Raw genomic sequence first — 17,327 nt, forward strand, 5'->3', positions numbered from 1 at the left:
ACTAAAGACAATCAAAACAACAAAAGGTTACAACATTTAAAAAAAAGTTCTATTATTTAATAAAATAAGAAGGCTGTCTCATTCTAGGCAGCCTTGCATTTATCCTGAGAATTCATCAAGCATATTTCTGGTAGGAACAAAGAAAAGCGTTCCTGTAACCGCTGTACTGAAATCTAAAATTCTGTCATAATTTCCCGGCGGATCACCTATAAACATATTAGTCAACATCTTATTTGTCGTCGTAAATGTACTTGCATAAGCAATAAAATAAGTTCCAAATTCATTAGAAGAAGGGCTTCCAAAGGGCATATTATCTCTTACGATTTTCAATTCCTCTCCATTCTCACCTTCGATGTTGGCTAATGCGATATGAGAGTTTGAAGGTTTTACATCATCAGACATTTCAATATCATTTTCCTTAGATCTTCCAATGACTTTTTCCTGATCTTCTGTGGAAAGGCTTCTCCAAGCAGCCATATTGTGAAGGTATTTCTGAACAAAAAGGTAACTTCCGCCTTTGTACTGAAGATCTTCATCACCAATTTTAGCAAAATAATCGCGGTCTTCACCATGAGGATTTTCCGTTCCGTCTACAAACCCGAGAATAGAACGTGCGTCCCAATATTTAAATCCGTGAATCTCCAGAATACTTTCGGCAACAGTATTTAAGAGATTGGATATTTCCATTCCCATATCAAAAATAAGGCTTTTATTGTCTGCTCTTAAGTGAAAATGAAGATCTCCCGGCGTAGATACAGCAGTATGCTTCACTCCTTTTATCTCTTGAAAAGTGACTAATTCCTTTGGAGCAGGTGTAGGAAGTTCCAGCTTTTTCCATGCTTCAGCACCTATTCCCATTACACAGCTTACTCTGCTGTCCGGAAAACGGTTAAAAGCTGAGTTATTAAGATTTAATACCAGGGCACACAATTTTTGAAAAACATCTTTTAGCTGCGGGCTGTCATGAAGTTTCCAAACCATGAAAATGGTATTGCTGTTCGGATAGTCTGTTACATTCTGCGATTCTATCGTATTCATTTACGTTTTATTTTAACGTATTAAATATCTGAAATTGAAACCTGATCTGCAAAATATTGCTCCAATTCTTTCAATGTTTCCGGATTGGTTTGGATGTCTTTTACCAAAAGACCTTTATTTACCACCACAATTCTGTTACAGACTTCTGTGGTGTGGGAAAGATCATGACTGGATATCAGAAAGGTAACACCATCCTGCTTTGACAATTCTTTGATTAAGTTTTTGAGTTTAATCTGTGTAGACGGATCCAGATTGGCAAAAGGTTCATCCAAAATAATAATCTCAGGGTTTCCGATGATGGCACCTACAATTCCTACTTTTTTCTGATTTCCTTTCGAAAGATCGCGGATATACTTTCCTGATTTTAGGATCTCTCCGTTAAAAAGATCATGAAAAGGTTTCAGGAATTCGTCTACAGAAGCTTTATTCTGACCTCTCAACTCTCCGATAAAGTAAAAATATTCTTCCGGAGTGAGATAGCCAATGAGAAAAGTATCGTCAACAAAAGCAGAAACCTTGTTTTTCCAGGCTTCAGATTCATTGACTTTAATTCCGTCTATGCTTACAGATCCTGTAGTGGCCTGAATCAAATCCAGCATCAGGCTGAAAAGAGTTGTTTTTCCGGCTCCGTTGTTCCCAACAAGCCCGAATGTTTCTCCGTTTGGAATTTCAAGATGTTCAATATTAAGAACGATTGCTGTTCCGTATGTTTTGGATAAATTTTGTATGTTGATCATGGCTTAATCTTTATTTTTAAAGGCATCCAGTGTGCTGTATTTTTCTTTTTTATAGTGTTTCACAATGATATCGAAGATCTTTTCTCTCATAAAAAACCCGATAATCCCAATAATAGCAATACTTATCACTCCTCCGGTAATTCCTGTGAAATATTTTGCCAAAGCAAATACGCCCATTGGAAGAAGCATTTTTGGAATTAATAGAAGCATTGCGATCATATTAAAGCTTCCTTTCTGTCCCAGTCTTTTCTCTTTTGAATTCAGATCAATCTGGGTTTTGTTGAAGGCTCCTGACCACAAGGTAAATTGAGAATTCACCCCAATATTGTACAACCCCGCTGCAAAAAACGTGATATAAACCTCCCAGCCAAAATACATATAGCAAAGCGCTGCAATGATGGACACACCGGTTACGATGTTCATCAGCCACCATTTTGCTTTTAAATATTCTTTGTAGGGAACATTCAGAGTCATCATTAGAGGATAATAGGAGCTGTCAAACGCCGGTACTCTTTGGCCAAAAAGAAACTGAAAACCTCCTGTTACAAATAATCCCATAAACATCATCATTGCCGGAGTTTTGTAAATTGAAGAAGTAAACATCAGCAGTCCATAGAAAAGAAACATAAAACTGCCAAGCAAAATACCTTTGGTCACTTTATTACGCCTCAGCAGCTTAACATCGTTATTGATGAATGTTCCAACGACACCGTATTTATTCAGGAAGGCAATATTTTCTGTTTTTCCGATAGTTTTCTTCGCTTCAAGACCTTGATCCAGGTAAAATTCTTTACGCAGATAACGGAAGCAAATCCACCATAATACCACAAACAGGGCAACAGGAATCAACGCAAAGTAGGGTTTTTCATAGAAGCTGAAGAAAACTGACTCTGAATAAGACAGAACCGGAATAATCTTATAATATCCTAAACTTCCTATGATTACAAAAAAGATTCCTATGATAATGGCTAAAGTCTCTTTTCCGTTGAAGAAAATATTGATGAAATTATTCAGATACAATAATGCAATGACTCCAATAAGCCATACCAATATTCCTGCAACGCTATAACCATTGAATAAGGCAATCAGTGAAAATGTAATAAAAAATAAGGAACTCAGCCAGCTGAATGCAGAAAGAAAGGTTTTGCCCAGCATATAATTAACCAATGTATTCTTCCGGATATTCATAGTAAGAAATGGCTTAATATTCTGTGTAGGAACATCCTGCCATAGATATTTAATCACCAGATCTATAATCCAGGCCACAATCATGAATTTTGAAACCATCTTTAAAGGATTCTGATGCATTTCTTCCTGTACGTAGAAAAAAGCAATAAAAGCTCCGCCTACGAGACATCCAATGAAATAAAGAATCCCAATAAACCTGAGGATTTTCATGGTGAGATTAATCCCTAAAGATGTACCACGAAAAAAGCTTTTGATTTCAAGCCTAAGGAACTTTAGAAACATATTTTAGTTTTTATACATTAGTAAATATAATGTAAAATATGTTACAAGTTTTTAAGGAAAAATGTATTTAAGTAATTATCCGATAAGCTCTTTTGCCTGTGCTAAAGCCGCTTCAGTAATTTTGCTTCCGGAAAGCAGCTGGGCAATTTCGTTTAGCTTTTCTTCATTGTTTAAAGGAATAATGGTAGATTGTGTTCTTCCGGCAATATCCTGCTTCACTACTTTGTAATTGTCATTTCCTTTGGCAGCTACCTGTGCAAGGTGGGAGATAACAATCAGCTGCATGTCTTCCGACATTTCTCTCATCAGATTACCGATCTCTTCGGCTACTTTTCCTGAAACTCCGGTATCAATTTCATCCAGAATAAGAGTTGGGAGTTCATCACTTTCTGCAATAATTTTCTTTACAGCAAGCATTACTCTAGATCTTTCACCTCCCGAAATAGCAGTCTGGATCGGCTTCAAAGGAAAACCGGAATTCGCCTGAAACAACAACTGAATATTTTCTTTTCCAAACTGATTGAATTCTTCAGCATCCTGCAATTCGATATCTACTTTTGCTTTTTCCAGCCCCAGTTTTTTAAGAAGACTTTCTGCTTTTTTAATGAAAACAGAAATGTTTTTGTGCCTGTTTTTGGAAAGCTTTCCGGCAAGGCTCTGAAGTGTTTTTTCTTTTTGAGAAATATTTTCTTCTGTTTCTTCAATCTGTCCTTCTAAGTCAGAAGCTCCTTTCTGATCTCCTGCCAGCTGATTTCTGATCTCAATCAGTTCATTAAGATCTGAAACGTTATGCTTAAGGAATAAGGCGTTAATTTTATTATTAAGATCGGTAAGATAGACCAGATTTTCCGGATTAATTTCAACTCTTTCTGCTTCATGTTCCAGCTCGGAAATGATGTCTTTAAGTTCTACAAAAGAGGTTTCAAGCCTTTCATCAAGCTCTGCGAAACTAGTGGATACCTCAGAAATTTTTGAAAGCTTGTTGGTGGCTTCATGAAAGAAAGACAAAATTCCTATTTCTTCCTGATGGAATCTGGATAAGATCTGCCCTACATTTTCAGAAATCATTCCTGCATTTTCCTGAATGGAAAGCTGATTCTGTACATCTTCATAATCTACATCATCCAGCTTAAGCTCTTCCAGTTCGTTAAGCAGAAATTCTTTGTAATCGCTTTCTTTATTTGATTCTGAAAGCTGAGTTTTGAGTTTTTTCAATAGCAATTTAAGATTCTGAAAATCAGAAAACTCATGCTGATACTCTTCAATGATCTTTTTATTTTCAGAAAGCCCGTCTATGATTTTAAACTGGTATTCTGAGGTAAAAAGATTGGATGTTTCAAATTGGGAATGAATATCAATTAATTGTGAGGAAAGCTCCTTAAGAATATCCAGCGTTACCGGAACATCATTGATGAAGGCACGGGATTTTCCTGATGGAAGGATTTCTCTTCTGATAATGGTCTGATGCTCATAGTCCAGATCATTTTCGATAAAGAATTTTTTAAATTGATTATTAAGTGAAAACTCGGTTTCCACTACACTTTTCTCTTCCGTTTTGGCAATAGATTTTACATCAGCTCTTTCCCCTAAAATAAGACGAAGAGCACCCAAGATAATAGATTTACCTGCTCCTGTTTCACCGGTAATCACCTGTAAACCATTTTTCAGTGATACTTCAAGGGTATCAATCAGGGCAAAGTTTTTAATGTAAATTCTCGAAAGCATTGATAATCTGGGTTATGATCCAATTTGAATTTGAACTGTAAAAATAAGTTTTTTTTAATTGAAGTAAGAAAATGTTTTTTGAATACTTTTTAATATTCAGACTCATTCACGGATTTTTATACTTTCCATTTATTCCACTTATTATCAATATTTTTCGGCGAAAGAATGATCATTGTCTGTTTAAGATCATTAAGGATCAAACCTCCGTTATTTCCGGAATTGAAAATATTGAAGATCTCATCACTTTTGGTATCCATAAACAGGTTAAAGAAAAATGCCTGCTGAAAACTGTTTTCGTACATTTTCAATTGCATCAGGGCATCAAAAATTACTTTTTTCCCTGCAGTCTGATCCTGGTTGAAAAGATTATCCAATCCTGCTCTGTGGTAAGTATAAATGGTAGAACGTAACTGGTTCCAGTTGGGGTTCATGATCTCGTTAATCAAAATAGAACGGCTTCTTGGCTCATTGATGGTATTCCAGCCTTCGTAGTTTCTGTTTTGGGAGTTTTGTGCAATCTGCTGTGCTTTTGCAAACCATTGTGAACCGCCCATAGACTGAAAGCTGTCTCCATCCAATCCTAAAATAACATAAATGTAAAAGCTGACTACATCTGTTAAATTTTTGCCTGAAAACTGTCTTTCATTGAATATAAGACTTTCATTTTCAACATATTCAAAAGCAAATCTCTGATCCTGAAGATTCAGTAAAGGGGATTCATACGTTGTATTATAAACAGGACGCATTGCCTGAACAACAATAGATCCTTTAAATTTATTGCCATCTCTTTCTGAAATAACAACGGAAAAACCACATTTTATTTTTTCAAAGTTCTGAAGTTTTTTCCCCGTCCAACTGGTATTGTTGATAAAGTCCCTAAGACTCTTTTCTAATGACTTATATGCCTGCTGGTTACTCCCGCCAAGCTGCTGGGCATTTACCTGAACTGTTGCCAACAGCTCCTGAGAAAAACTTTGGGTATATATAAAAAGCAGAAAAAATAAGCTTATAATTCTTTTCATTGTCTACTAAAAATTGAGAACGGAAATTTATTAAAATTATTCTTAGTATCCGCTACAAATCACAGGAATTAGTACAAACTCAAATAAATAAGTATCAATTAAAAACAAACCGGAGATGAAAACAGCAATTGTTATGTTTAAAGACAGCATAAAATTCATTATCAATAGACCTTAAGTAGTTTTGTAGGAATATTAATTTTTCTGAAATTTTCATTAATATATTTCTCAATTTCATATTTTTTCCTCAGTTTCGCTGCATGAAAAAACTAATACCCACTTTATCCTTTTTTTTAATTGGTATATTGGCAATAAGGGCTCAAACGCCTATAAATGCGACCTTAAAAGAAACCAACTTTTTCCCAGGCTCTGAACCCAGCGGGTTATTACAGGTAGGGAATAATCTGATATTTGCAGCCAATACCGGTTCCGGAATTGAACCACATAAGTATAATTTACAAACACAAACTGCCGAAATAGTTCAGAATATCAATGGAAGCTTTACAGACAGTATGCTCAAAAATGAATTCTACCAGATAGGTAATAAAGTTTGTTATTTTGCGTCTGATAATTCTAATCTTCAACTATGGTCTACAGATCTGGCTACAAATTCGACTTCAAAAGTTAAAGATTTTAATACGTATTATCCATCCTCAAACACTATTGTTGCTAAAGTTTTAAATGGAAAGTTATATTTTATTTTCCAACAAAATCTTTACATCAGTGATGGCACTGCAGCCGGAACATTTCAGGTAAGCAATATCTATAATGTAGGAACTTCTTTACAGGAAAATAACGGATATGTATTTTTCTTCGGAACCAACAGTATATTTGGCAGAGAATTATGGAAAACAGACGGAACATTAGCCGGAACCACAATTGTGAAAGATATTATTCCTGGTCCTTATTCTTCCATTACGTTTAGTGAGAAGCTGTATAGTTTTAATAATAAAATTGTATTTGCTGCCAGAGACAGTAATTTTAATGTAGGATTATGGAGTACGGATGGTACTGATATCAATACTGAAAATTTTTCTTCTCTGAGCCCCAATGCTACGCTTTATGATTTTGATTTTAAAAATTATGACAATCTGCTTTTCAAAGTAAATGGAGATTTATGGAAAACGGATGGTACAGCATCAGGAACCACCGTAATATATAACAATATTCCCAACATTAATAAACTTACTTATTTTAAAAATAACACTTACATTGATACCGATACGGGCATCTATTTTGTTGACCAGATCGATCAGGTCAATACTTTAGGTAATCCTTCCGGAGCTATTCTTCAAACGATTTCTCCCAGTAATAATGGAAACTATTTAGCATTAAAAGAATATAACAATACTGCTTCAAAAGTATACTTCTATGATGGAAGCAACCTATCACAATCCAATATTAAATTTAACGGTGACAATAAGTTTATTGAATATCAGAATAAATTGGTGCTTTCCGGATATGTTGATTCTTATGTAGATTATTATACTACTTATAAAAACACTGAATTATTTTCCTATGATCCTTCCAGTCACATTTCAAAAGTTGAAAAAGATTTGATCTATTCCGGCCACGGTGCTCCTCGTTTTTATACGGAATTAAACGGAGAAGTTTATTTTCTGGCTCGCGATGGGTATTATTATCAGGTTTATAAGGTAGATTCCAATAACAACTTGATCAAGCTGAGTGATGATTTGCGTGAACCTTTTCCTGATAACTATGCAGACTATAATCCTGTAGCGGTTTCCGGAAATTATATTTATTTTCACAGTAATAAATTAGTACAAACCAATACTAACACAAATGCTATACAACAGATAACGCCTCCGTTAAATGAAAAAATCTATGGCACGTATTCTTTAAACAATGATAAAATTCTTGTCAAAACGTTTAATTTATCGGATAATTATATGAGGATGTGGAGCCTGGATAACAATACGGCAAATTTTACTTTATTAGTAGAAAAAACTGTCAGCAATTTCCCCTCCTCTATCAACAATGTCGATATTGATTTTGCGAAAACCGATTCCGGCATCTATTTTAAAATGCTCAATAATACCACATCAGAAATCTGGAAATCAGATGGAACAGCAGCGGGTACCGTCAAAATTACAGATTTATACAATATATATGCCCTCAACAACTTTTTAAGCCCGGTTAATCATAAAGTATTCTTTTCCGACAGCCAAAATTTCGGTAATAATACGACACTGTATTATATTGACGATACGACCAATCAGGTAAATCTTGTAAAGGACTCCTATTCTTATATAGACGGGAAATCATTTGTAAAAAACAATAAACTATATTTCTTTTCCGCCACAAATAACGGATTTATTACAGCCTTGAATGTTACAGACGGAGCACTACAAAACACTCAGCTGGTTACACAGATTAATTCTGAAGGAGCATATGTCATGAAAAAATGTGGAAACTACGATTATTTTGTTGATTATCACCGACAAAAACTATTCAGAACGGATGGAACAGCTACAGGTTCTATTCTTGTGGCAACAGGAACTCAGGGATATTCAAACTTCAATTGCATCAATAATGAATTATATGGCATATCTTCTTTACAAAAGGTTTTCAAAACAGATGGAAGTTCCAATGGTTACCAGGAACTGAGCTTTGCAGCCAACAATCAGGTATTGCAGCAACCCAATTATCTTTGGATAAGAACCCTGTTTACCTATAATTCTAAAATGTATTTTAGCGCCGATCTGTATAATACTTATGGTGAAGAGCTTTTCACTACGGGCCAGATAAGTACTTTAAACACTCACGAGGAAAATATTGCAGGCAATGATAAAATAATAATATATCCAAACCCTGCAAGTACTGAGGTCAATATTAAATTAAGCAATCAGGAAAAGATTATAAAAGTGATGATATACGATGTAAATGGCAGACAAATTTCAGCTCACAATACATCACTTATCAATGTTCAGAATATCCCTTCCGGCATCTACATCTTAGATATAGTGACCAATTTGAGAAAACATACCACTAAATTGATAAAGAGATAATTTTTAGTATGCTATATAAAGAATTCGGGCGGTTTAACAAAGTTAAACCGCCCGAATCTTATCTTATCGTTAATATTTATAGTAAATCTATAATGACTAATTCATTTGAGATTCAACGAAATTAAGAATATCCTTCGCTACATCGTCTTTAGATTTCAGATTGAATTCTTTCTTTTCCGTCTTGGTAAATATTTTAATTTTGTTGGTATCATTTTTAAAACCTGCTCCTTCATCACGAAGAGAGTTTAATACAATCATATCCAGGTTTTTCTTTTCCAGCTTTCCTTTTGCATTTTCCTCTTCATTCTGGGTTTCCAAAGCAAATCCTACCAAAAACTGATGCGTTTTCTTTTCTCCCATGGTTTTAAGGATATCCGGATTTTTTACCAGCTCGATCGTAAGATTTTCATCATTTTTTTTGATTTTCTCCTTCGCAACTTCTTTGGGAGCATAGTCTGCCACTGCTGCACTGGCAATACCGATGTCTATTTTATCATAAAACTCAAAAACTTTTGCCAGCATTTCTTTGGCCGAAGTCACTTTATGAAGCTGTACATTTGGATCATTGATGGTTTGAACACTTGGTCCGGAAATAAGAATCACTTTTGCTCCTCTCTTGGAAGCCTCTTCTGCCAGGGAAAACCCCATTTTTCCTGAAGAGTGATTTCCAATGAACCTTACGGGATCAAGAGCTTCATAAGTAGGTCCTGCGGTAATTAAAACGGTTTTGCCTTCAAGACTTTTAGATAGATTGCTGCTTGCAAAATAATTTTCAACGGTATTAAAAATAGTTGCCGGTTCTGCCATTCTTCCCTGCCCGATCAGTCCGCTCGCAAGTTCTCCGTTTTCAGCAGGAATAATGATATGACCAAAGCTTTCAGCAAGTTCCAGATTTTTCTTTGTAGAAGGATGTACATACATATCAAGATCCATTGCAGGAGCAATGAATATTGGGCATTTTGCAGACATATAAGTAGCAATAACCAGATTATCACACATCCCGTGAACCATTTTAGAAAGAGTATTGGCTGTGCATGGTGCTACAATCATAACATCTGCCCAAAGTGCCATTTCCACATGGCTGTTCCATGTTCCGTTATTGCTGTAAAATTCTGAATATACTGGCTTTTTAGATAGTGTAGACAGACTTAGCTTTGTTACAAAATGTTCTGCATCAGGCGTCATAATAACCTGTACTTCTGCCCCTTTTTTCACAAAATCTCTTATCAGAAAGTGAATTTTGTAGGCTGCAATTCCTCCAGAGACAGCGATAAGTATCTTTTTACCGGAAACATTCATTTAGTCCTAATTTTTGAAATACTAAAATACTTATTTTTTACCACACCATCAGGCTTTCAAACAACAAAGGTCATAAAAGAAAAAATTTCCTTTATGACCTTCATCTATAAAAACACAGAAGATTTATTTTCTTTCTTCTGTTTTTCTGAAATAAACATCTTCGTTTAACCACTCTTCAATAGCAATTGAAGTGGGTTTTGGAAGCTTTTCGTAATGTTTAGAGATCTCAATTTGTTCTCTGTTTTCGAAAACCTCTTCTAATGTAGAATTGTGAACGGCAAATTCATCCAATTTGTTGTGAAGTTCCGTACGGATCTCCGCATTGATCTGCTCTGCTCTCTTTCCCATGATAACAATAGCTTCATAGATTGAACCTACTTTATCTTCAATCTTATCTTTGTCGTAAGTAATAGTATTGACTTCTGCTTTTGTATCTTTTACACTCATTTTGAGAAAATTATTTTTATTTTAAGATGACAAATTTACGAATTATCTTTGAATTTTGAAAGTCGCTGCCGGAGGAGGGGTCTTAAGTGCTGCACTATCCCTCTGTAACTGCATTGCTTTCTTTTCATTGGTGATCTGATCTTTAATTTGCTGCTCGGTTTTATCTTTAGCGACAAGTTTATCAGCTTCTTTTTTCTGTCTTGCAGTTAAAGCAGCCATTCTTGCTTCTGTTTGTTTTTTAACGACAACAAAGTTTTCTTTTTCCTTTTCCAGTTTGGCTCTCAGATCTGCTGCTGTTTTAGCATATTCCGTATTTGGAAGTTCTTTTTCTACCAGCTTTGTATATGTTAATGCACTTTCAATACGCTCATCTTTAAGACTATATACAGACTTCGTTGCCAGTTCATAACGGGACTTCATGATATAGTCATAAATCTTTGAACGAAGTTTTGTACTTGGAAAATCTTCCAAAACGTTTTCCAAAGCTACATTTGCTGCTTTATACTCACCCATTTGGTAGTATTGCTTTCCATTTTCATAAGCTTTAAATTCCAGCTTATAAGAAAGCTCATCAATCAATTGACTGATATTTTTAGACCTTTCAGAGTTGGGATAATTGTTCAGGAATTCCTGAAGCTCATTAATGGCCAATTCTGTACTGGACTGATCTAAGTTATAGTCCATAGATCCTTCATAGTAGCATAATGCAGACATATATGCCGCTTCTTCAGCTCTTGGATCTTTTGGAAAACTTACGGCAAAGTTTTTAAACTGGTGACCTGCCAACTTATAACTCTTGTCATAATAGTTAGCATAAGCAGTATTGAAACCTACATTAGGAAAATCATCAGTTCCTGCCACAAGATTCGCCAGTCTGTCATAAAGAGCCAATGCATTTTTCCACTTTTTCTTAGCGAAATTTTCATTAGCTGCTTTTAAGATAAACTCTTTATCAGCACTCCTCATTGCTCTTTCCTGTTGGCTTACACAAGATGAAATTACCGCTACAGCAAAAAGACCTAAAATATATTTTTTCATATAAAAAATTCAACAGTTTTCGGATTATACAGCCGATTTACTAATTTGCAAAAATATAACTTTTTTGTCAATAGATTTTTTTTTATGAATATTTAACGTAATTTTAGTCTGCTGCGTATCCCAAAATAGCAAAAACACTTAATAAAAGATTCATTCTCACCTTTTTCTCTGCTTCTTTGGCATAAGTTTCTTCATTCTTGCTCGGAACATAGAGCTCATAGAAGTTTTTATTCCTGATCACAAATAAAGTGGATCCGATAATCATAGTAAGAATATCTTCAGGCTTTGGAGTAAAGGTAAATACTCCGGAAGCGACTCCCTTTTTGATGACCTCGTCCAGCTTTTTTACGAATAACTGGTAGAAATCAAGCAGCTCATCTTTCAGGTTTTCTGTATGGCGAAGTTCCTGGGTAACGAAACCATGGAAATAATTGTACTTGAAGAGCTGGGAAACGATATATTTAATCATTTCACGCATCTGCATTTCCGGCTTCCCTTCTTTGATGGTATCTGCAAATTCTGAAAAATTTTCTCTGGTCTTCAGCACCCTGTACTGATAGAGATAAGACATCATTTTCTCTTTAGAACCGAAGTAATAAGAGATCATAGCGACATTGATATTGGCTTTGGAACAAATATCTCTTACAGACGTTCCCTCATACCCTTTTTTGGCGATGAGCTCTTCTGCAATATCCAGTATATGAATCTGTTTTTCTGTAAATTTTTTTTTCATGAAGTGCACTTTGAGTAAAGTTAAGAAATTTTTAACACATTTATAAACGATCGTTTAATAATTTTAAATTAAATCTGAAAAATGCTATTTTTGAATATGGAATTTTTTGATTTTCACCATCATAAAAAATATATCAGAAACGGAATTTATAACCTTGCGAAAGAAATTCCGCCTGATTTCCCTTATTCTATCGGAATTCATCCACACGATATTGACGTAAACAACCTTGAACAGCAGTTTTCCTGGATGAGGAGCATGATATTTCAAAACTGTTTTGCTATTGGAGAATGCGGCCTGGATTCTTTGGTTTCTGTAGATCAGAAAACTCAGGAAGATGTTTTTTTAAGACAAATTCTGGTAGCCAATGAAGTAAAAAAACCTGTCATTATCCATTGCGTAAGAAAATTTCACGAAGTTATTTCTTTCAGAAAAAGATCCGAACAGCCCATGATTATTCATGGTTTCAACAAAAAAAGACAGATTGCAGAAGATCTACTGGCTCATAATTTTTATCTGAGTTTTGGAAAAGCTGTTTTGTATAATTTATCTTTGCAGAATATTTTAAAAAACACTCCATTAGATAAATTCTTTTTAGAAACGGACAATGATGATTTTAACATCGAAGAATTGTATGAGAAAGTTTCGGAAATAAAAGGTATTTCTTTGGAACAGCTGAACGAACAAATTTTAGAAAATTTAGAGACAATAAAAAATGGATAAATACTGGTTGGAAAGAACGGAACTTCTGGTAAAAGAAGAAGGTTTGGAAAAATTGAACAAAGCCACTGTTCTGGTGGTTGGTTTAGGCGGAGTAGGTTCTTTTGCTGCTGAATTTCTGGCCAGAGCCGGAGTAGGAAATATGACGATTGTAGATGGTGACACTGTGGATATTACCAATATCAACAGACAGTTACCTGCTTTGCGTTCTACTGTGGGAAAGCATAAGGTAGAAGTTGTTGCCGAAAGACTTTTAGATATTAATCCTGATCTTAATTTAACCAAAATTAATGAATTTCTAAATCCTGAAAGAATGGATGAAGTTCTGGATTCTGCAAAATTTGATTATGTGTTGGACTGTATTGACAGCGTTACTCCAAAACTTTGTCTGATTATCGCAGCCAAAAGAAGAAGGATAAAAATCGTAAGTTCAATGGGAGCTGGCGGAAAAACTGATCCAAGCAAGGTAATGGTAAGAGACATCAGCAAAACTGAGCATTGCCATCTTGCAAGACAGGTAAGAAAAAGGCTGAAAAAAGTAAAAATTGACAAAGGAGTCCGTTGTGTTTTTGCCAATGATATTCAGGATGAAGAAAGTTTGAAAATGACTGACGGAACTAATTATAAAAGATCTTTTTACGGAACAATAAGCTATATGCCCGCTATCTTTGGGTTGTATACGGCTTCGGAAGTGATTAATTATTTATTAAATCAGGATTAAAATATTCTTCTGTACATTTCACAGATCTGAACGTAATTTTTGCGTATTATTTTATGAAATTTGCAGAAGAAAAATAAAAAATATATTTACACTCCGTAAATGACAAATTCCAAATATCCCAGAGCGGAAAAGCTCAAAAAAAACACGGAAATCAGTTTGCTTTTTGAGAAAGGCAAATGGAGAACCAGTGGAAATCTGAGAATCATTATTCTGAAAGACAAGCCCCATCTTCCTGTAGATTCGGTAAAACTGGGAGTTTCTGTTTCTAAAAGATATTTTAAAAGAGCTGTACACAGAAATCGTATTAAAAGGTTATTGAGAGAATGTTACCGCCTGAATAAGGATGTATTTAAACAAGCTTTTGGAGAGAAAACAATGGCGATGCTATTTTGGGTTTCTCCTGAGATGCCTTCCAAATTCCAGGATGTGGAAGCACAGTTTATCAAGCTTTGTGAAGCGCAAAAAAAGTAATCGTCTTTTCTAATAGAATAATAGTACAATATTAAAGATCTGTGAGACATTTTCTTGCAGATTTTTTTATTTCTCACAGTTCGCACAGATTTTCACAGATAAGTATATATAAAATATTTTTTACTCAACAGTAAATCACGAGTAGCAAAGCTCGAAACACGAATCCCGAATCACGCAACCAAAATCAGAAATCAACATCACTCCAAATATCATATAGTTTTTGTAATTTAGGGAAAACATTAAATCTGAAAATTAATATGTTAGACAACATTCCCTATTTTTCTTATGTCATCAGTGCATTTATCGGCATTGGATTAGCTGCGGCTACGGGATTCCGGGTATTTCTCCCCATGTTTGTTGTAAGTCTTGCTTCCTATTTCAACTGGATTCCCATGAATGAACATTTTGAGTGGCTTGCAGGGCTTCCGACACTTATAACAACGGGAATTGCCACCGTGGCTGAGATCCTGGCTTATTATATCCCTTTTATTGATCATTTGCTGGATACGGTCTCTATTCCTATGGCAACGGTTGCGGGCTCTATATTATTTGCCAGCCAGTTTGCTGAACTGGGAACTTTCCCGCAATGGGCATTGGCATTAATTGCTGGCGGTGGCACAGCAGCTACTATAAGCTCCGGATTTGCAGGAATACGGGCTGCTTCTACAGCTACAACCGGTGGATTAGGAAATTCTGTGGTAGGAACAACGGAAACAGCAGGTGCTGGCATTATGTCTGTTCTTGCAATGGCAGCTCCGGTGATTGCAGCAATCTTTGCTGTAATTATTTTAATTCTTGTAATTGTTTTTGGACGGAAGGCCTGGAAAAAATTAAGAGGCAGTAAAAGTAATCCACAGGATGTATAAATAAAAAAAGGTACTGTTTAGAGCAGTACCTTTTTCTTTTTAATTTTTACTTCTGAAGTCCTTAATATCCTGAATTTTAGATTCAAAATATTTTTTCTTTCCGGGACTCTTTTTGATTAATATTTCAAACGCTTTGATGGCCTTTGTATATAATTTCTGTTCAAAATAAAGATTCGCCAATGTCTCTGTCATCAAATGCGAGATATCGTCGTTCTTTTCTTTTACAACATAAGTACTTTCTTCTTTTAACTGGCTGATTCTAGGATTATTCTCGATAAAGGCCTCAATAGCTTTTTCTTTAATTTCTATTTTTTCCTTTACAACTTCTTCCGTTCTGCCTATCTTAAGCCAGCTCTGCCAGGTATTGATAAAACCGGGAACATTACTGTCTGCTATTGCCTGAGTTGTATTCTTCATGCTAACCTCCTTTACATTTTCTACAGCTTCTTCTTTGCTTTCCTGCTGGTTTTCTTCTACCTTAAGGGTAGAAATATCGGTTCCGAAGAAAGATACATTCATCACAGGAGCATCTTCTTTTACCACTTCTGCAGTTGTTTTTTCTTCTTCAGATGATTCAACATCTTCTATTTTTTCTGAAGGTAAAACTTTTTCCTTAACAGCTTCAACCGTTTCCTCCGGTTTTGATTCTTCAATTAGAATTTCCGGTTCCGGAATGACTTCTGCGGCCGGAGCTTTTATTTCAGGAGCCGAAACTTCTGTTGATTTACTGATTAAAGAATCCGGCATATTGGATTCCACACTCATAGGTTTCCATGCAGACTGAACTTCAGGAGCTTCTTCTTGCTCTTGTTCTTCTTGTTTCTCAACAACTTCAGCCTTAACTTCTTCTACAGGCAATTTATCTTCAACAACTTCTTTCTGTACCGGTTCTTCTTTGATTTCTTCCGGTTTATCTTCACTTGTAGACCAGAAATGAAAGTTTTGGGTTTCCGCAAAGCTAATTTCATGGTCTTCAACAACTTCAGGCTCTGGCTTTTCTTCCTGAGAAGCGGGTTTTGCTTCTTTCATTTTTTTCTCCACTTCTTCAATCAGCCTTCTCATCTCATCCTCATGTTTATTGACATTGGATTGAGATACTTCAGCTGTTTCGGAAATTTCTTCGTTATTGGCCTGGATTTTCACATCCGGCATAAATGAGTCTGTACCATGGAAGCTTACTTCCGCATCTGATAATTCTTCTGCAGGCAGTTCTTCTTCAGATGCTTCTGCTTTTACTTCAGTATTTACAGGCTCTTCAGCTATTGTTTTTTCAATATTTTCTTCCGGTAATACAGGAACTTCTTCATGGAAACTGATATTTTCCTCGTCATCTATCTTTTCTTCTTCTGATGAAAGCTGATCCTCATCAATGATGGTTTCCGGCGTAAAGTTTTCTCCTGCTTTCTCTTCTATTTCAGTTTGCACTTCCTCCTGCGATTCCAGAACAGGCTGTTCTGCTGCAGGTTCGGGCTTTTGGGTGACCAAAGTACCGGATTCCAGAGTAGATTCTAGATCTATGGTTTCAGAATTTTGCTCATCCAGGAAGTTTTCTTCTCCTTCGAATAAAATTCTGTTTCGCTCACCATTTACATAAATATGTTTAATTTCATGGGAAGGGGGTAATGCACATGCATTTTCCGGCTCTTCTCCCTGCTGTTTTTCCGAAGAACCTTCATCTTCTCTCTTAATGGGAAAAGATTTACTTTTTGGCACATATGGAGCAGGTTTATCAACCGATTGGGAAGGTTTCTTCTCTTCTACAGTTTCGGATTTGATTTCCTGTAGGATCTTTCCATTGATCAGCTGATATAAAATCTTCTTATCTGTAGTATATGCAGCCGTAGTAGAAAGCTCTTTCTGATAGTTTTCTTTTTCATACAGGTGTACCCCATACAGATGGAGTGCCCTGATATTTTGAATATAAGGAAATGCGTGAATCTCTTCCTTCAAAAGACCAAGGTCTTCTGACTGAATCTTCTTTGGATTTTTTATTAATTCTAAAACTCTGGGATTCATC

15 protein-coding genes are annotated in these 17,327 nt (G+C 35.5%); 5 read left to right on the forward strand and 10 right to left on the reverse strand.

What is annotated here, in order from left to right:
- Positions 1-99: 99 nt before the first annotated feature.
- The 5 genes from CLU97_RS20355 to CLU97_RS20375 form a co-directional block, all read right to left on the reverse strand.
- Positions 100-1,038 (reverse strand): Dyp-type peroxidase, encoded by a 939-nt coding sequence (locus CLU97_RS20355; RefSeq protein ID WP_121489543.1) that lies wholly within the window; start codon positions 1,036-1,038, stop codon positions 100-102.
- Between the two features lie 20 nt (positions 1,039-1,058).
- Positions 1,059-1,775 carry an ABC transporter ATP-binding protein gene (locus CLU97_RS20360; RefSeq protein ID WP_121489544.1) on the reverse strand — a complete coding sequence of 239 codons (717 nt, stop codon included), beginning with the start codon at positions 1,773-1,775 and terminating at the stop codon, positions 1,059-1,061.
- 3 nt (positions 1,776-1,778) lie between these two features.
- The gene (locus tag CLU97_RS20365; protein WP_121489545.1) at positions 1,779-3,245 is read right to left on the reverse strand and encodes a DUF5687 family protein; all 1,467 of its coding nucleotides are present in this window, start codon (positions 3,243-3,245) and stop codon (positions 1,779-1,781) included.
- Between the two features lie 75 nt (positions 3,246-3,320).
- Positions 3,321-4,970, reverse strand: a complete 1,650-nt coding sequence (locus CLU97_RS20370) for a DNA repair protein RecN (RefSeq protein ID WP_121489546.1) — start codon at positions 4,968-4,970, stop codon at positions 3,321-3,323.
- A gap of 116 nt (positions 4,971-5,086) precedes the next feature.
- On the reverse strand, positions 5,087-5,992 hold the full coding sequence (locus CLU97_RS20375; RefSeq protein ID WP_121489547.1) for a DUF4835 family protein: 906 nt from the start codon (positions 5,990-5,992) through the stop codon (positions 5,087-5,089).
- Positions 5,993-6,249: 257 nt separating this feature from the next.
- Here CLU97_RS20375 and CLU97_RS20380 point away from each other — a divergent pair, with 257 nt between their 5' ends.
- Positions 6,250-9,018 (forward strand): T9SS type A sorting domain-containing protein, encoded by a 2,769-nt coding sequence (locus tag CLU97_RS20380; protein ID WP_121489548.1) that lies wholly within the window; start codon positions 6,250-6,252, stop codon positions 9,016-9,018.
- A gap of 96 nt (positions 9,019-9,114) precedes the next feature.
- On the opposite strand, the gene coaBC is transcribed toward CLU97_RS20380, so the two are convergent.
- The 4 genes from coaBC to CLU97_RS20400 form a co-directional block, all read right to left on the reverse strand.
- Positions 9,115-10,317: a bifunctional phosphopantothenoylcysteine decarboxylase/phosphopantothenate--cysteine ligase CoaBC gene (gene coaBC, locus CLU97_RS20385; protein ID WP_121489549.1), complete on the reverse strand. Its 1,203-nt coding sequence runs from the start codon at positions 10,315-10,317 to the stop codon at positions 9,115-9,117.
- Positions 10,318-10,440: 123 nt separating this feature from the next.
- Positions 10,441-10,764 carry a DNA-directed RNA polymerase subunit omega gene (locus CLU97_RS20390; protein WP_034681463.1) on the reverse strand — a complete coding sequence of 108 codons (324 nt, stop codon included), beginning with the start codon at positions 10,762-10,764 and terminating at the stop codon, positions 10,441-10,443.
- A 42-nt stretch (positions 10,765-10,806) separates the two neighbouring features.
- Positions 10,807-11,802 carry an outer membrane protein assembly factor BamD gene (locus CLU97_RS20395; protein ID WP_121489550.1) on the reverse strand — a complete coding sequence of 332 codons (996 nt, stop codon included), beginning with the start codon at positions 11,800-11,802 and terminating at the stop codon, positions 10,807-10,809.
- A 103-nt stretch (positions 11,803-11,905) separates the two neighbouring features.
- On the reverse strand, positions 11,906-12,535 hold the full coding sequence (locus CLU97_RS20400) for a TetR/AcrR family transcriptional regulator (protein ID WP_053327537.1): 630 nt from the start codon (positions 12,533-12,535) through the stop codon (positions 11,906-11,908).
- A 96-nt stretch (positions 12,536-12,631) separates the two neighbouring features.
- On the opposite strand from CLU97_RS20400, the gene CLU97_RS20405 reads away from it, so the two are divergent.
- The 4 genes from CLU97_RS20405 to CLU97_RS20420 all read left to right on the forward strand — a co-directional run bounded on the left by CLU97_RS20405 (position 12,632) and on the right by CLU97_RS20420 (position 15,310).
- Positions 12,632-13,255 (forward strand): TatD family hydrolase, encoded by a 624-nt coding sequence (locus CLU97_RS20405; RefSeq protein WP_121489551.1) that lies wholly within the window; start codon positions 12,632-12,634, stop codon positions 13,253-13,255.
- Complete coding sequence (locus CLU97_RS20410; protein WP_105703917.1) at positions 13,248-13,973, forward strand: ThiF family adenylyltransferase; 726 nt, start codon at positions 13,248-13,250, stop codon at positions 13,971-13,973. The genes CLU97_RS20405 and CLU97_RS20410 overlap by 8 nt, the downstream gene beginning before the upstream one ends.
- 99 nt (positions 13,974-14,072) lie before the next feature.
- On the forward strand, positions 14,073-14,444 hold the full coding sequence (rnpA, locus tag CLU97_RS20415) for a ribonuclease P protein component (protein WP_121489552.1): 372 nt from the start codon (positions 14,073-14,075) through the stop codon (positions 14,442-14,444).
- Between the two features lie 257 nt (positions 14,445-14,701).
- Positions 14,702-15,310: a DUF4126 domain-containing protein gene (locus CLU97_RS20420; protein ID WP_121489553.1), complete on the forward strand. Its 609-nt coding sequence runs from the start codon at positions 14,702-14,704 to the stop codon at positions 15,308-15,310.
- A gap of 39 nt (positions 15,311-15,349) precedes the next feature.
- Here the strand turns inward: CLU97_RS20420 and CLU97_RS20425 are convergent, their stop codons facing one another.
- Positions 15,350-17,326: a hypothetical protein gene (locus CLU97_RS20425; protein ID WP_121489554.1), complete on the reverse strand. Its 1,977-nt coding sequence runs from the start codon at positions 17,324-17,326 to the stop codon at positions 15,350-15,352.
- Position 17,327: the final 1 nt, after the last annotated feature.

The organism is Chryseobacterium sp. 7, from assembly GCF_003663845.1.
Lineage (GTDB): Bacteria > Bacteroidota > Bacteroidia > Flavobacteriales > Weeksellaceae > Chryseobacterium.

Coding starts and splice junctions, on each gene's coding strand:
- CLU97_RS20355 (WP_121489543.1), bottom strand. CDS start 1,038: ATGAATACGATAGAATCGCAGAATGTAACAGACTATCCGAACAGCAAT.
- CLU97_RS20360 (WP_121489544.1), bottom strand. CDS start 1,775: ATGATCAACATACAAAATTTATCCAAAACATACGGAACAGCAATCGTT.
- CLU97_RS20365 (WP_121489545.1), bottom strand. CDS start 3,245: ATGTTTCTAAAGTTCCTTAGGCTTGAAATCAAAAGCTTTTTTCGTGGT.
- CLU97_RS20370 (WP_121489546.1), bottom strand. CDS start 4,970: ATGCTTTCGAGAATTTACATTAAAAACTTTGCCCTGATTGATACCCTT.
- CLU97_RS20375 (WP_121489547.1), bottom strand. CDS start 5,992: ATGAAAAGAATTATAAGCTTATTTTTTCTGCTTTTTATATATACCCAA.
- CLU97_RS20380 (WP_121489548.1), top strand. CDS start 6,250: ATGAAAAAACTAATACCCACTTTATCCTTTTTTTTAATTGGTATATTG.
- coaBC (WP_121489549.1), bottom strand. CDS start 10,317: ATGAATGTTTCCGGTAAAAAGATACTTATCGCTGTCTCTGGAGGAATT.
- CLU97_RS20390 (WP_034681463.1), bottom strand. CDS start 10,764: ATGAGTGTAAAAGATACAAAAGCAGAAGTCAATACTATTACTTACGAC.
- CLU97_RS20395 (WP_121489550.1), bottom strand. CDS start 11,802: ATGAAAAAATATATTTTAGGTCTTTTTGCTGTAGCGGTAATTTCATCT.
- CLU97_RS20400 (WP_053327537.1), bottom strand. CDS start 12,535: ATGAAAAAAAAATTTACAGAAAAACAGATTCATATACTGGATATTGCA.
- CLU97_RS20405 (WP_121489551.1), top strand. CDS start 12,632: ATGGAATTTTTTGATTTTCACCATCATAAAAAATATATCAGAAACGGA.
- CLU97_RS20410 (WP_105703917.1), top strand. CDS start 13,248: ATGGATAAATACTGGTTGGAAAGAACGGAACTTCTGGTAAAAGAAGAA.
- rnpA (WP_121489552.1), top strand. CDS start 14,073: ATGACAAATTCCAAATATCCCAGAGCGGAAAAGCTCAAAAAAAACACG.
- CLU97_RS20420 (WP_121489553.1), top strand. CDS start 14,702: ATGTTAGACAACATTCCCTATTTTTCTTATGTCATCAGTGCATTTATC.
- CLU97_RS20425 (WP_121489554.1), bottom strand. CDS start 17,326: ATGAATCCCAGAGTTTTAGAATTAATAAAAAATCCAAAGAAGATTCAG.